The sequence below is a fragment of the Duganella sp. P38 genome (genome assembly GCF_050859475.1).
Classification (GTDB): Bacteria; Pseudomonadota; Gammaproteobacteria; order Burkholderiales; family Burkholderiaceae_D; genus Rugamonas.
Genome location: NZ_CP193936.1, coordinates 3,375,488 through 3,388,019, shown reverse-complemented (window position 1 = coordinate 3,388,019; position 12,532 = coordinate 3,375,488). Strand labels below are relative to the sequence as shown.

Annotated in this window: 11 protein-coding genes and 1 pseudogene; 5 read left to right on the top strand and 7 right to left on the bottom strand. The window is 64.3% G+C overall.

Annotation, left to right across the window (positions count from 1 at the left end; genetic code table 11):
- Window positions 1-48: 48 nt before the first annotated feature.
- Genes ACRQ5J_RS15740 through ACRQ5J_RS15725 form a run of 4 tightly spaced genes read left to right on the top strand, consistent with a single transcriptional unit; the run spans window position 49 to window position 5,062 of the window.
- The gene (locus ACRQ5J_RS15740; RefSeq protein ID WP_432377854.1) at window positions 49-1,428 is read left to right on the top strand and encodes a lipopolysaccharide biosynthesis protein; all 1,380 of its coding nucleotides are present in this window, start codon (window positions 49-51) and stop codon (window positions 1,426-1,428) included.
- Window positions 1,429-1,468: 40 nt separating this feature from the next.
- A complete protein-coding gene (locus tag ACRQ5J_RS15735; RefSeq protein WP_432377852.1) occupies window positions 1,469-2,509 on the top strand; it encodes a glycosyltransferase family 4 protein in 1,041 nt (346 codons plus the stop codon).
- Window positions 2,499-3,902: an MBOAT family O-acyltransferase gene (locus ACRQ5J_RS15730; protein WP_432377850.1), complete on the top strand. Its 1,404-nt coding sequence runs from the start codon at window positions 2,499-2,501 to the stop codon at window positions 3,900-3,902. Before ACRQ5J_RS15735 ends, ACRQ5J_RS15730 begins: the two co-directional genes overlap by 11 nt.
- Before the next feature lie 2 nt (window positions 3,903-3,904).
- Entirely contained in the window at window positions 3,905-5,062 is a 1,158-nt protein-coding gene (locus ACRQ5J_RS15725; protein ID WP_432377848.1) for a hypothetical protein, read from the top strand.
- A 240-nt stretch (window positions 5,063-5,302) separates the two neighbouring features.
- On the opposite strand, the pseudogene ACRQ5J_RS15720 reads toward ACRQ5J_RS15725, so the two are convergent.
- A pseudogene (locus tag ACRQ5J_RS15720) lies at window positions 5,303-5,476 on the bottom strand (class I SAM-dependent methyltransferase); the annotation flags it as partial.
- Here ACRQ5J_RS15720 and ACRQ5J_RS15715 point away from each other — a divergent pair.
- Entirely contained in the window at window positions 5,390-5,782 is a 393-nt protein-coding gene (locus ACRQ5J_RS15715) for a hypothetical protein (RefSeq protein ID WP_432377846.1), read from the top strand. The pseudogene ACRQ5J_RS15720 and the gene ACRQ5J_RS15715 sit on opposite strands and share 87 nt — an antisense overlap.
- Before the next feature lie 17 nt (window positions 5,783-5,799).
- On the opposite strand, the gene ACRQ5J_RS15710 is transcribed toward ACRQ5J_RS15715, so the two are convergent.
- From ACRQ5J_RS15710 to wecB, 6 genes are all read right to left on the bottom strand, one after another.
- Window positions 5,800-7,686, bottom strand: coding sequence for a glycosyltransferase (locus ACRQ5J_RS15710; RefSeq protein WP_432377844.1), 1,887 nt, complete (start codon window positions 7,684-7,686; stop codon window positions 5,800-5,802).
- Window positions 7,683-8,225, bottom strand: a complete 543-nt coding sequence (locus ACRQ5J_RS15705; RefSeq protein ID WP_432377842.1) for a hypothetical protein — start codon at window positions 8,223-8,225, stop codon at window positions 7,683-7,685. Before ACRQ5J_RS15705 ends, ACRQ5J_RS15710 begins: the two co-directional genes overlap by 4 nt.
- The gene (locus ACRQ5J_RS15700) at window positions 8,222-8,413 is read right to left on the bottom strand and encodes a hypothetical protein (RefSeq protein ID WP_432377840.1); all 192 of its coding nucleotides are present in this window, start codon (window positions 8,411-8,413) and stop codon (window positions 8,222-8,224) included. Before ACRQ5J_RS15700 ends, ACRQ5J_RS15705 begins: the two co-directional genes overlap by 4 nt.
- Before the next feature lie 35 nt (window positions 8,414-8,448).
- The gene (xrtA, locus tag ACRQ5J_RS15695; RefSeq protein ID WP_432377838.1) at window positions 8,449-10,026 is read right to left on the bottom strand and encodes an exosortase A; all 1,578 of its coding nucleotides are present in this window, start codon (window positions 10,024-10,026) and stop codon (window positions 8,449-8,451) included.
- Entirely contained in the window at window positions 10,023-11,279 is a 1,257-nt protein-coding gene (locus ACRQ5J_RS15690) for a TIGR03087 family PEP-CTERM/XrtA system glycosyltransferase (RefSeq protein ID WP_432377836.1), read from the bottom strand. The genes xrtA and ACRQ5J_RS15690 overlap by 4 nt, the downstream gene beginning before the upstream one ends.
- Before the next feature lie 98 nt (window positions 11,280-11,377).
- The gene (gene wecB, locus ACRQ5J_RS15685; protein ID WP_432377834.1) at window positions 11,378-12,523 is read right to left on the bottom strand and encodes a non-hydrolyzing UDP-N-acetylglucosamine 2-epimerase; all 1,146 of its coding nucleotides are present in this window, start codon (window positions 12,521-12,523) and stop codon (window positions 11,378-11,380) included.
- Between the last annotated feature and the right edge of the window lie 9 nt (window positions 12,524-12,532).

Below are 12,532 nucleotides of genomic sequence, written 5' to 3'. Positions count from 1 at the left end.
CCACGGCTCTCCTTGGTCTTCTCGTTTTCCGAGAAATATACCTCGCTCGTGCTGAATACCATCGGGGCGATGGTACTGGCGCGCTTGCTGACCCCGTCCGAGGTTGGCGTCTACGCGGTCGGCGCGGTGCTGGCGGCGCTGGTGCAGGTGTTGCGGGATTTCGGTGTCGGCGCCTACATCATCCAGGCGCGCACGCTGGACCAGCAGCAGTTGCGCGCGGCGCTGTGCGTCAGCATCGTAGTCGGCTGGTCGCTGGCCGTGCTGGTGATGGCCGGCAGCTATGCAGCCGCATGGTTTTACCGTGAGCCGCGTCTGCTAACCGTGCTGCAACTGCTGTCGATCAATTTCGTGCTGATGCCGTTCAGTGCTATCGCCCTGCCGTATTTGCGCCGGCAAATGCGTTTTTCAGCGGTCTTCGCCATCAATACCAGCCAATGCGCGACGCAGATGCTGTTTGCCGTCGCGCTGGCGATCAGCGGCTGGGGTTATCTCAGCCTCGCGCTGGGTGCGCTGGCGGGTGGCGTGGCGACCCTGCTGGCGACCTTGTGCTGCCGTCCGGCCGGCTTGCCATGGCTGCCGTCGTGGCACGGCGTGCGCGACATTATTTCTTTCGGTTCGGTGTCGACGGCGGGAACCTTGATCGACGAGGCCGGCGTGGCGGCGCCGGAGCTAATCATCGGCAAGATAGCCGGGCTGGCCGAGGTTGGTATTTACGGCAAGGCCATGGGCGTCATCAATGTCTTCAACCAACTGGTGACCGCCGCCATTTCACCGGTGATCTTTCCGCTGTTTTCCGCGCAGGCGCGCGAAGGCCGCGACTTGCGGCAAGCCTATCTGACCACCGTAAGTTATGTGACGGCGCTGGCCTGGCCGTTTTTCGGCTTCGTCGCGCTGATGGCGGCGGAACTGGTGCACCTGCTGTACGGCGACCAGTGGCACGCTGCCGTGCCGGTCATCCGCGTCATTTGCATGGGGTCGGCGTTGTACAGCATGTTTGGCATGGCGCGCTATCTGTTTGTGGCGATGGGCGAGGTGAAGGCACAGGCGCGGCTGGACGCGATGGCGGTGCCGGTGCGCGTGGCGGCGGTGCTGGTAGCGGCGCCGTTCGGCCTGTACTGGGTCGGCTGGGCGGTGGTGCTGGGCGCGACGTTTCGCAGCGGCCTGACGTATTTTTGCCTGCGCCGCCTGATCGCCGTGCGGGGCGCGGAGTTGATGGCGGCGGTCCAGCGCAGCGCCACTGTCGCAGTCATCTGCCTGGCCGGCGTGCTGGCGGTGCGCTCGCTGGCCGCAGCGCCGGCGACGCAATTGCTGGCGGCGGCGCTGGTGTGTTCGCTGCTGTGGCTGGCTGCCATTCAATATGTCCGCCACGCGCTGGCGGATGAATGCAAACTGGCGGCGCGCAAGGCCTGGGCGCTGCTACACAGGTGAGGAGGAAACATTTATGCGAGTTGGCATCTTGTCCTATCCCATGCTGTTCCAGCGCGAGGGCGGCCTGCAAGTGCAGGTACGCTCGACTATCGCCGCGCTGCGCCAGCTGGCCTTGCCGTCGCTGGAGGTTGAATTGGTGGACCCGAATCGACAGCGGATCGACGGTTTCGATGTCATTCACGTCTTTTCAGCGATTAATGGCAATTATCGGGTGGTGGAGATGGCGCATGAACTGGGCGTGCCGGTGGTGCTGTCGGCGCTGGTGTCGCCTGGCTGGAACAAGCGCTCTGCCTTGCGCGCGCGCATCGCGGAGCGCCTGACCGGACGGCTTACACAGTGGAATGTGCAGACCAGTTACGCCCAGACCAAGCGCGCCCTGCAACTGGCACAGACGGTAGTGGCGCTGGGCGAGGCAGAGCAGAAATCGCTGGTTGAAGGCTTCAGAGTCGAGCCGTCGCGCATCCGCGTGCTGCCCAACGGCATAGCGGGCCACTTTTTCCGCGCGGATGCGAGCTCCTTCCGCCGCCACACCGGGCTTGACGGGCCGTTTGTGCTGATGGTCGGGGCGATTTCGCCGTACAAGAATCAACAGGGACTGGTGCGCGCGCTGGAAAGGCTGGACTTGCCGGTAGTGTTGATCGGCCAGGCCCAACGTCAACATCAGGGCTATCTGCAGCAATTACTAAAATCACCAAAGGTGATGTGGCTGGGCCAACTGGAACACCACGATCAGTTGCTCGCCAGCGCCTACGCTGCGGCCTCCGTGTTGGCCCTGCCCAGCCAGGGCGAGGTCTATCCGTTATCAGTACTGGAAGCGCTGGCTGCCGGAACGCCGGTGGTCATGACCGACGAAAGCGCCTTGAGCCTGGCGGACAGCGGCTTCGCGCTGAAACAACTGCGCTGGAACGATACGCAGGCGCTGTGCGAGGCAATTCAATCCTTCCTCACGCGGCCACCGCCGCGCGCGCAGGTGCGGTTGCTGGTACAAGCCTTTACCTGGCGGCGCGTGGCGCTGAGCATCGCTGATTGTTACCAGGATCTGCACAAGCTCAGCAAGCGAGAGGCTGGCGATGCTGTTTAACTCGTTCAGCTTTCTGTTTCTCTACCTGCCGGTGGTGCTGGCAGGCTATTTTGTGCTGCTGCGCTGGCGCCCGGCCTGGATCGCCGCATGGCTCGCGCTGGCGTCACTGTTTTTCTATGGCTATTGGGACCAGCGCTATCTGCCGTTGCTGCTAGGGTCGATCTTGTTCAACTACTGGTGCGCGCAGTACCGGCGCCTGCTGGTGTTTGGCATGATTGCCAACCTGGCTTTGCTGGGCTACTACAAGTACGCCAACTTCTTACTGCCAGGGCCGGGCTGGGATATTGTTCTGCCGGTCGGCATCTCATTCTTTACCTTTACCCAAATTGCTTACCTAGTCGATTGCTACCGAGGCGGAAAGGGCGAGTACCGGCTGGTGCAGTATGCCTTGTTTGTCAGCTATTTTCCGCATCTGATAGCCGGTCCGGTACTGCATCACAAGCAAATGATGCCGCAGTTCGACCATCCGGCCCGATTTAATATGGAAGACATCGGCATTGGCCTGTCAATTTTCGTGATCGGCCTGGCGAAAAAGGTGCTGCTGGCCGATCCGATTTCCGTGCTGGTGGCGCCGGTGTTCGCGCCCAACGGCCAGCCACAGCTGGTGGAGGCGTGGATCGGCACGCTGGCCTACACCATGCAGCTGTATTTCGATTTTTCCGGTTACTCCGACATGGCCATCGGCTTGTCGCGGCTGTTTGGCGTGCGCTTGCCATTGAACTTCAATTCGCCGTACAAGGCCGCGAACATCAGCGAATTCCTGGCGGCGCTGGCATATGACCTTGTCGCGTTTCCTGCGCGATTATCTGTATGTTCCGCTGGGCGGCAATCGTCACGGCACATCGAGCCGTTACCGCAACCTGATGCTGACGATGCTGCTCGGCGGCCTGTGGCACGGCGCTGGCTGGACGTTCGTTGTCTGGGGGCGTTGCATGGTGCTTACCTGGTGCTGCATCACGGCTGGCAGGCACTGGCCCGGCCAAGCCCATCGCGCTGGTGGGGACGCTGGCTGACCTTGCTGGCGGTGATGATCGCTTGGGTGATATTTCGCGCACCTGACCTCGCCACCGCTGGGGAAGTGCTGCAAGGCCTGGCTGGCGCCAATGGGGTTTCGCTGCCGCGCGGGCTGGCGCGCTGGTCCGGGGAACTTGGCATGCTCGGCTGGCAGCCTTTTTTCGATGGCATTCGCTGGATCGATTTCAGCGGACCGGCCATTCCGGCCTTGTTGCTGGCGATGGGACTGGCGTTCTGGGCGCCCAACACGCAGGAGCTGTTCGGGCTGCGCTTTCAGTGGCCACCGGCGCTGTGGCGCGGCGCGCTGATGGCATGTGCTTTCCTGGGCTGCCTGTTCAATATGAACAGGGTCAGTGAATTCCTCTATTTCCAATTCTGACCATGCATGCTCAAGCCGACTGGCGACGCTATGTCGCAATTTTTTGCGGTATCAGCCTGGTGGCGACAGTGGCGGTGGCAGCGCTCAACTACCATGTCGACCCGTACCTGATCCATCAATGGAACACGCCGAATGTGCAGCGCCTGCTGCCGGGACGGGAAAAACTCAGTCCATGGGGGAAAACTTATGCGCTGGCGCGCTTCCGGCCCGAGGTGCTATACGTCGGAAATTCCCGCACGGAGCTGGGCTTGCCCGTGAACAGCGTGGTCTTCGGCCAGCGCCGCGTGTTCAACGCCGCGTTGTCAGGCGCCTCGCTCGGGGACGCGGCAGCGATGGTGCGCCATGCGGCTGCCGTCAGCAGGCTCGATACCGTGGTATGGGGCATCGATGCGCCGTCGTTTTCCATGGAGCTTGGGAATACCGACTTTGAACGTGGGCTGGTGGCGGAGGACAAGCATTATTTCCTGCGCCGCTTGATGATTAATCTCAAGCGCGCCATCAGCGTTGATATGACCATGGATGCGATCCGCGTGCTGCGTGGAACGTTTGGCGCGGTTTGCCAGTCCAGCTTGGCGCTGTACGGTCAGCGGGATGGCCGCTGCGTGCGGGAGCGCATCGATAGCCTTGGCGGCACCAGCGCTGCGATTTTGCCGCGAGTGCGCGACTTTGCGCGCGGTGCGGGGCCGACTGCGGACGCTATGCGGGAGTTGGATGAGAGCGTCGCCGGCCTGTGCCGCGCCGGTACGCGGGTGATGCTGTACGTGAATCCCACGCACGCGATGACGGCGGACGCCTTGTACTGGGCCGGCAAGTGGCCGGTGATGGAGGCCTGGCAATCGCAGCTGTCGGCGCTCGCCGAGGAACGCCGCCGCCAGGGATGCGACGTGCGCGTGTTTGATTTTTCCGGCTTCAACGATGTGACCACGGAGCCGCCGCCGCAAGCGGGCGGCAGGCCGGAGATGGTCAACTACTGGGAAACGTCGCACTACCGCGCCAACGTCGGCCAGATGGTGCTGGAACGGATGTCCGGCGGCGTGGGCAGCTTTGGCGTTGAGTTGACTCCGGCATCTGTGTTCCTGCACCAGGCTGCACAGCGCGCGGCGCGTGACGCCTATCACCAGACGCATCCTATAGAAACCGCCATGGTCAGGGAGCGTTGACCAGCACGGCGCAACCCTTCTCGCACATGCGCTGCGACTGCTGAAGGGCAGGAAACTCCTGTTGCCAGCGTAGCAGGATGGCCTGCTCGTCGTCGCGGGCGGCGTCATCCAGATAAATCTGCGCGCCGGGCGCCAGCCGGGGAACAGTAGCGGGCCGGCCGGATAGCGGGCCAGTTTGCGGGTCACTTGAGGCGGGCCGTCGATGACCAGCAGGTCGATCGGCATGTCCGCCGGCAGCGCGCGCAGGTCATACCAAAGCCAGTCCTCGTCGCTCAGCCGGTGCGGCATCAGCGGTGCGTCGAGCACCTGGGCCCAGTCCGACAAACCATGATGGCGAAGCTGCGCGCGGGTCTGCGCCGCGTAGTGCGGATCATGCTCAAGGCTGAATACCTTTCCGGCGCCGTTTATCTGCATGCAGCGGGCCAGCACCAGCGTCGAGGCGCCACTGCTACACTCGACCACGTGCTGCGGCCGGGCGCCACGCGCGTGACGCGCCAGTTCGAGCAGAAAATCCGGCGACGCCGCCCAGCCACGTGTTGGCGGCAGGCTGTTTTTCAGATTCAGTTCGGCGTACAAGCCCTGCAGCGCTTCCAGCTGGCGGAACAGCGTGGCATTATCCTGGCGCGACTGGTCGCGCAGCTCGTAGAGCAGCAGATGGGCCTGCCGCAGCTTGTACAAGTTGTACAAAATCAGCACCAGCGTTACGGCGTGGATGATTAACGGCATACGATAGCTCCTCAGTGACTGGCGACCTTGCTGACCACATAGCGATGTTTGCCGGACGCCTCGGCCGGTATCGCCGCCACCTCTTCGATTACGATTTCCACGCTGTCTCCCAGCCGTGCCCGGAACTGCGTCACGATGCTGAGCCGCTGTGCCGGCGGCAGGCCATCCACGCTCACCAGCAGCACGCGGGTGCACTCCAGGCTTTCCTGGATGATCTTGAAGGCGCGCACCTGCGGCACGCCGCGCAGGATGTAGATGAGGGCAAGTCCATGCATCACCGTGCCGTCGCGCGTGACGACGAAATCGGTGACGCGGCCCTCCACCCGTTGCAGCAATGGCAAGCCACGTCCACACCGGCAGGGGCGCGGATCAAGCGCGCCGACATCGCCGGTTGCATAGCGGATGAACGGAAAGTCCCGGCTGGCAAGGTGAGTGATGACGATGGCGCCGCTTTCGCCCGCAGGTACCGGCTCGCCATGCGGATCGAGAATCTCGACGATGATGTCCTCGGCCGTGATGTGCATGCCGCCTTCGGGGCATTCGTGGGCGATGAAGCCGGCGTCGCGCCCGCCATAGCCGTTGGCGACCGGCGCGGCAAAGGCGTTGCTCAACAGCGCGCGCTGGTGTTCGTACAGTCGTTCGGCTGTAACGAACACGACCCGCACGCCGAGGCGATCGAGCGCAATGTTGCGCTTTTGCGCGTGCTGCACCATCAAGCACATCACCGACGGATAGCCAAACAGCATGGCCGGCCGCCGCTTTTGCAGCCGTGACAGGTAATCGTCCAGCCGGGCGGGGGACAGATCGAATGCCGGCAGCAAGTCGCTGCGCATGATATTGTCGCGCCGAGCGCGCCATGCGTCCTGGGCGTGCAGTTCGATCGGCGAACCCCACATCACCGCCTCGCGGTCGCCGATGTCGACGCCCCACCAGCGGGTGGCGCGCCACTTGGCAGCGACATCATGGCTGATGCGCTGCTTGCCAAGATAGAAAATCAGCGGTTCGCCGCTGGAGCCGCCGGTGGAGAACAGCTGCATGCGGCCGCTGCCGTCGGCGCAGAAATCATCGCGCCGGTCGTTGATGTGGGATTTGCGCAGTATCGGCAGGCAGCGCAAGTCGCTCAGATCGTTCACGCGGCTGGCGTCGAAGCCGATGCGCGCATACAGTTGCCGGTAGTACGCCACGTGCTCCGAGGCGTACAACAACAGCGCGCGCAGGCGCTGCACCTGCAAGGCCTCGATGCGGGCGCGCGGCCACCATTGTGTTGCTTCCATGTGCCGCCGCAGCGCCGGGCTGTTGTGGCGCTTGAGCCATTCGTGTAGCGGGAACAGCAAGCCCGACACCAGCGCCGTGTACGCACTTTGCGACGGGCGCCTGATTATTCGGCGGTATTGCGCCTTCAACAAGGGCGCCACACGCTCCCAACTGTAGCGCTGGGCCGCGGCGAGGCCGGCGGTGGCGAGCCGGTCAGCAGTGCCTTGCTGCGTAAGGATGGACAACATGGCATCGGCCATGGCTTGGACGTCGCCGGGAGGCACCAGCAGGCCGTTTCGGTCGTGCTGCACGAGATCCGGCACGCTGCCAACGCGGGTGCTGACCACCGGCACGCCGCATGCCCACGCTTCCAGCACGGAATTGGACATGTTGTCGGCCAGGCCGGGATTGAGCAACAGATCAGCCTGCTGGTAGTGAGCCGCCATCGCGATGTTGTCGGTTTTGCCGGCGAAATGCACGGCGGCCGGCTGTTGCAGCGCCTCGGTCAGGCGTTGCAAACGCGGCAGTTCTGGCCCTTCGCCACAGATGGTAAGCCGCGCGTGCGGCAGGCGCTTGCGCACCAGCGCGAACGCGTGCAGGGCGGTGGCGTGATCGTACAGTGGTTCAAGGTGGCGCGCGATCAAAATGCGGGCTTGGCGCGGACGCTGAACCGCAGGAAAAAATGGTCCAGATTGACGACATCGGGCACAATTTGTGTGCTGACGCCATATTCTTCAAACATGCGCGCAAGATAGGCGGACGGAACGATCACCGCATGGGCGCAGCGCAGGGTGAAACGGACGCTGGCGGCGCTGCTGCCCAGGAATGCAGCGGCTCCGCCGTCGCGATAATTGAGTAGCACCGCTTTACCGCGCATGCGGCCGATCCAGATGGCCGGCGCCACATGCAGGCGCCATGACCAGTCCGCGCCGGGCATCACATGCAACAGCTGGGCGCGACCGGCCGCGCGCCACAGTTGCCACAGATACGGCGGCAGATACAGCGCGGCGCGCACACCGCGTACTTGCGCAGCCCAGGCCAGCCAGCACGGTGCATTGATCTGCACCAGTTCGACCTTAGCCCCTGCACCGCGTAGCAGCTCGGCCAGCTGGAGCGTCTGGTTGGCCGTGCTTCCTGCCGGCAGCGGCAGCGGTCCGATCAGGGCAATGCGCAGCCCGTTCATGCGGCAGACGCCAGCAGGGAGCAGAGCGCGGCGCTGGGATCGTTTCTATTAGAGACGACGCCAATGGTGGTGCCATTGTTGGACACTGGATGCTGGCCGTCGCCGAGGTCGCCGAGCGGCATCCGCCAATGGACTAGTCCGACGCCCGGCTGGTGATCGAGATCAAAAATCCCGGCGATGGTACACATGGCTATCCCTTTTTCAATGATTGGCGATATCGCATTCAGCGCTCGACATGGCGCAGCGCCTGGTCTATGGCAGGCAGCAAGGCGGCCAACAGGTCGCGCATGGCGGCCTCTGCCTGCACCGGCTGCTCCTCATAGACGGAGGCGACAACGATTTCCGCGCCGGCGTCGTTGCCTCCTGACAGCTTGGCCCTGGCCAGCAGCAGCTTGAGCAGTTGCGCGCTGGCGGTGTCGATTCCGTCCTGGCGATACCAGCGCCAGACCAGCAGTTTGTAGTTGGCCGCCTGCTGCACCGACTGTCGCACCGCCAACTGGCGGCCGCCGATCGTGATAGTGCGGTGCCTGGACGCCACTTCCTCCCACTGCGGCGCGCCGGAGACGACGGTGCGCCGCACCGGCGCCAGCAGCTCCGCGCCTTCCGCTTGATGGCGATACCACGTCAGTTGCAGCGACACGCTGCGGCGGCCGTCGCTGTAGTTGTTGGATACGCGCTGGGGCGTGCCCCGATGCAGCATGTGCCAGTCACCGGCACGCATCGCGCTAGCGCGCCATGGCGCCGGCGGCGGCTGCAACGACAGGATCGGTTCCGGCGACAGGTCCACCGGCGCGCGCAGCGCCATCGCAGCCAGCAGCGGCCAGATGGCGCTGACGCTGACGATTGCGGTGGCGGTGCGTGCGAAGTGCGCAGCGGGAGCGTGCTCAAGGCGCGACGGCGCGGTGACGGCATCAGGCATCGATCGCTGCGCATCTGGATCACGCCAGTGCGCGCCGCACCTGAACAACAGCGCCATCACAAGGCCGAAGAATACCCAGCCATAAATCAGGTGGTCAACGCCGGCGGCCAGTTTCATATCGCTCCAATGGCCGATCAGCACCACCATGCACGCGCGCACGCCATTGGCGATGACTGGTAGCAGCAGCGAAATGGCGATGAATATCGTGCGCTTCAGCGTGCTCTGGTAATTTATGCAAGCGTACAGCATGCCCAGCGCGAGCGAGGCGATCAGGTAGCGCAGGCCGCTGCACGCGTCTGCCACCGACCAGTTGCCGGTTGGCAGCGCAATAAAGTTATTTTCGTGGAAAACAGGAATACCGGCCAGTTGCAGCAGCGTCACGGTGAAGGTGGCGGTGAAATCGACCAGCGGCGGCATAAGGACTTCGCCGAACGGCACAGCGAGGAGCGTATAGGCCAGCGGAAAGGCGAGCGCCGCCGTTATCTTGCGGCCCAGCAGGGTGGCCACTGCCGTAATGCACATCAGCACCAAGCAATATTGTTGCAGCACACGCACATTGGCGACCGCGGACACCATCCATGCCGCGCCCAGCAAGGCCAGCACGGCCATGCCAGGGAGCCACGGCGCGCGCGGCAGCGTCGACAGCAGGGCACGCCGCCGCCAGATCAGCCAGCCGGCAAGCGGCAGGATCAGGAAGCCGTGGTTGAAGGTCGGCGAGCGCCACCACACGCTAACGACGGTGCTGGCCGTCGGCAGGTAGATCAGCAAAAGCGCCAGCAGCGTGACGGCCAGGCTGGCGTGCGCCCAGCGCAGGCTGGCAAGCGGTTGCGGACCCGGCGTGGGTGGCAGCGGCGATAGCAGGGCGGGGTGGGCGCCGCTCATGATGTGCGCTCCATCGATGTGCGATGAATTTCAGGCACCGGCACCGGCGTGCTGCTGCCGATGCCAAGCACGCGCCCGAGTCGTTGCAGGTTCCTGCCCCAGACATAATCGGTAAGGATGCGCCGGCGCGCGGCAACGCCGATGCCGGCGTCCGGCGCATGCAGCTGGCGGCAGATCACGCTGATGAATTCCGCGCCGCCGTCGGCACAGAGCACTTCGGTCCCGTGCGTCGCGTCTATGCCTTGCAGCGCCTGCGGCGAGGCGATCACGGTCTTGCACATCGCCATCGCTTCAAGTACCTTGTTCTGGACGCCGCGCGCCACCCGTAACGGTGCGACTACCAGCGCGGCGTGCTGGAGATAGGGGCGCACATCGGGCACGGTGCCAGTGACCTTGATGCCGGGCAAGTGGCGCAAATCGCGCACGGCAGCGGTCGGGCGCGAGCCGACGATGTGAAATTCGAGGTCGGCATGCTGCGTCCGCAACTGCTGCATCACGCGCTGCGCAAACCAGCTGGCGGCCTCGATATTGGGCTCGTAATCCATCGCGCCGGTGAAGACGATGGCCGGCGCGCCGCCAAACGGCGACGGATGTGCTGGCAAGGGCGCAAAGTAGCTGCTGTCCACGCCATTGCTGTAGTAATCGACCTTGGTGGCCGATTCCGGCGCACGACGCTTGAACAGATCGGCCTCTGCCGGCGAAACCAGCAGCACGCGGTCAAACTCGGCAGCGGCTTTGCGTTCGAATTCCAGCAGCAGCCTCCCTTCGCGGCGGTACAGGCCGGAGATGGGCCAGGGCTTGTCGTCGGCATAGCCATGCCATTTTTCCGAATCGACGTCAACCAGGTCCAGCACCCGCCACAGGGGACCGTGCTGCGTACTGGAAGGCAGGTATTGCGCCATCGGCCCGGAATAGGCAAGGCAGGTGGTGATGCGCCGCTCGGCCAGCGTTTTGTTCACCCAGCGCTGCAAAGTCGCGTGACGGAAATATGGCAGGCTCAACGCTTCGTCGCGTAGCAGGGCCGACAGGCCCGAGAGCCGTGCCCAATGTGGCGGCATGCGTACAAAGCAGCTGCTGGCGCACTCGGCCGCCAGCTGACGTGCGTCACCGACGTCCTCGTCGTAGTCGAGAAAGCTGCCGAGGTGCACGCGGAAATGCCGCCGCAGGTATTGCAGCGCGTGATAGGCGCGTATCTTTTCACCCTTGTTGGGCGGAAATGGCAGCCGATGGCAAAGGAAAAGCAGATCGCGCATGATCGAGTTCCCGAGGGTGAAAGTCCAATATGCCAGCTTGACCATCTTGCGGATTGATCCGCCGCAAAGCCCGGCGCGACGCGGGCGCGGCTGCTGTGTCACGCGCGGCGCTCGCGCCGTGTTTGCAGCCAGTTGGTGGTGGCGGTGACGATGCGTGCGGCCGCGTGGCCGTCCCAGTACTGCGGGATGCGGCCGGATTTGCCGCCGTAGCGCAGAATGTCGCGGCACAAGGCCAGGATCACGGCCGGGTCGCGGCCGGCGATGGCGTTGCTGCCCTCGCTGACGGTGACCGGCCGTTCGGTGTTCTCGCGCAGCGTCAGGCACGGCACGCGCAGCACGGTGCTTTCCTCCTGCATGCCGCCGGAGTCGGTCAGCACCACGCAAGCATGTTTCATCAGCCCCAGCATGTTCAGATAGGATTGCGGCGGCAGGCAGGCGATGCGTGGCGCGTCCAGCAGCGACGCCAGTTCGTGTTGCTTGAGCATGGCGCGGGTGCGGGGATGCAGCGGAAACAGGATCGGCAGGTCTTCGCTGAGCTTGACCATGGCGGTCATCAGCGCGCGCAGGCGACGCGGATCGTCGACATTGGACGGCCGGTGCAGTGTCAGCAACGCGTAATGAGCGCCGTCGCCGATGAAGCCGGCCAGATGCGCCTGGCGCAGCACGGAAGCGGTCGATGGCGCCCTTGGTAGCTGGCCCAGCAAGGTATCGATCATGACGTTGCCGACGAAGTGCACGCGGTGCGGCGGGATGCCCTCGCGCAATAGGTTACTGGTGCCGCTGGCCTCGCTGGTGAACAGCAGCTCCGACAGCTGATCGGTGAGCACGCGGTTGATTTCTTCCGGCATGGTGCGGTCGAAACTGCGCAGGCCGGCTTCCACATGCAGCACGGGGATCTGTTTCTTGGCCGCCGTGAGCGCGCAGGCCAGCGTCGAATTGACATCGCCGACCACCAACACGGCGCTGGGCGCCAGTTGATCGAGTACCGGCTCGAAGCGGCGCATCACCTCGGCTGTCTGGACCGCGTGGCTGGCCGAGCCGACTTGCAGGCGAAAGTCCGGCTCGGCCAGCGCCAGCGTGTTGAAGAACTGCGCATCCATGTCGGCGTCGTAGTGCTGGCCTGTGTGCACCAGCACGGTTTCAACCTGGGTTTGCGGCGGCTGGAAGGCCGCCAGCAGCGGGGCTATCTTGACCAGGTTGGGGCGGGCTGCGACGACACAGACAATGCGGTAAGGGCGCGACATGGCCAGCTC

What these genes read in the sequence shown, in the direction of transcription:
- ACRQ5J_RS15735 (WP_432377852.1), top strand. Translation starts at nt 1,469, where the DNA reads ATGCTGTTCCAGCGCGAGGGCGGCCTGCAAGTGCAGGTACGCTCGACT.
- ACRQ5J_RS15730 (WP_432377850.1), top strand. Translation starts at nt 2,499, where the DNA reads ATGCTGTTTAACTCGTTCAGCTTTCTGTTTCTCTACCTGCCGGTGGTG.
- ACRQ5J_RS15725 (WP_432377848.1), top strand. Translation starts at nt 3,905, where the DNA reads ATGCATGCTCAAGCCGACTGGCGACGCTATGTCGCAATTTTTTGCGGT.
- ACRQ5J_RS15715 (WP_432377846.1), top strand. Translation starts at nt 5,390, where the DNA reads ATGATGGCGAAGCTGCGCGCGGGTCTGCGCCGCGTAGTGCGGATCATG.
- ACRQ5J_RS15705 (WP_432377842.1), bottom strand. Translation starts at nt 8,225, where the DNA reads ATGAACGGGCTGCGCATTGCCCTGATCGGACCGCTGCCGCTGCCGGCA.
- ACRQ5J_RS15700 (WP_432377840.1), bottom strand. Translation starts at nt 8,413, where the DNA reads ATGTGTACCATCGCCGGGATTTTTGATCTCGATCACCAGCCGGGCGTC.
- xrtA (WP_432377838.1), bottom strand. Translation starts at nt 10,026, where the DNA reads ATGAGCGGCGCCCACCCCGCCCTGCTATCGCCGCTGCCACCCACGCCG.
- ACRQ5J_RS15690 (WP_432377836.1), bottom strand. Translation starts at nt 11,279, where the DNA reads ATGCGCGATCTGCTTTTCCTTTGCCATCGGCTGCCATTTCCGCCCAAC.
- wecB (WP_432377834.1), bottom strand. Translation starts at nt 12,523, where the DNA reads ATGTCGCGCCCTTACCGCATTGTCTGTGTCGTCGCAGCCCGCCCCAAC.